The 1,247-nt window shown below is 74.3% G+C and carries 1 protein-coding gene; it reads right to left on the reverse strand.

What is annotated here, in order from left to right; genetic code table 11:
• The coding region (locus tag EIO58_RS18150; protein ID WP_164861875.1) for an ATP-binding protein at nt 1-1,247 on the reverse strand (1,247 nt) is incomplete at both ends.

Below are 1,247 nucleotides of genomic sequence, written 5' to 3' on the forward strand. Positions count from 1 at the left end.
GCGGCGAGGGCGGCGCGGGCGCGTCGGCTCTCCGAGGTGCGCAGCAGCGGCGCACGTCGTTGCGCGTCCTCGGTCATCCACGCGGCGTGGCGCCGCTGCCACGCCTGGGTGTCGGCGAGCGGATGCCGCGCCCGCATGTGGCGCTTCACGGTGTCGAGAACCCGGAACCTCCGTTCGCCGGGCGTGGGTGCGACCGCCGCCACGAGCGACTTGCGCGCGAGCGATGCAGCGAGTTCCCTCGGATCCGCGTCGCCGACGTCGCACACTCCGGCGACGGCGTCGAGCGTGAACGAGCCCGAGAACTCGGCCAGCTGCGCGAGCAGGGCGCGCTCGGGACCGGAGGTGGTGGCCAGGCTCCACGCGATCGCGTCGTCGATCGAGTCGTGCCGGCCGCCGCCACGGGACGCTGCCGGTGCGGCGTCCAGCGAAGAGGCCAGTTCGTCGAGGCTCAGCACATCCAGGCGCGACGCCGCCAGCTCGATCGCGAGCGGCAGCCCGTCGAGCCGGGCGCACAGGCGATCGGCCTCCCCGATCTCGGCGGTGCTCCACTCGCGGATGCCCGAGGACTCGCCCGCACGCTGAAGGAAGAGCGCGACGGCGTCGCCCGCCTCGGCCCCCGTGAGCGGATCGACGACGATGACCCGTTCACCCGGCATCCGCATCGATTCGCGGCTCGTCACGAGCACGCTGAGCCCGGCGCACCGCTCGAGCAGCCTGGCGCACAGGGATGCGGTCGAGCCGAGGACGTGCTCGGCGTTGTCGAGGATCATGAGCGTGCGCCGGCCGCCGAGCGCGTCGGCGATCGCGTCCACCGAGTGCGCGGCGGCTCCCACCGCGTCGGCGACGGCGCCCACGACGAGGTCCGGCGACGAGACGACCGCCAGATCGATGAGTCGCTGCCTCTCGTCTTCGCCGGCGTGGGCACGCCTGGCCACCTCGATGGCCAGGCGGGTCTTGCCGACGCCTGCCGGACCGGTGAGCGTCACGAGCCGGGACTCTGCTCGGCCGCGGCGGATCGTCTCGAGCTCCGCCTCCCGTCCGACGAACTGCGTGACCGGCACAGGGATGCCCGCCCGGTCGACAGGACGGTCGAGCACCTCGGGAGCGGTCTCGTCCTGTCGTGCGATCGCGAGGCGCAGCTCAGCGAGTCCGCTCGAAGGCCGCCCCCCGGCATCCCGCACCGCCGTCGCACGCACGTCGATCGTGGCGAGGGCGTCGGCGGTGCGCCCCGCGCGGTCGAGCGCCCG

The organism is Microbacterium sp. CPCC 204701, from assembly GCF_004010105.1.
Taxonomy (GTDB): Bacteria; Actinomycetota; Actinomycetes; order Actinomycetales; family Microbacteriaceae; genus Microbacterium.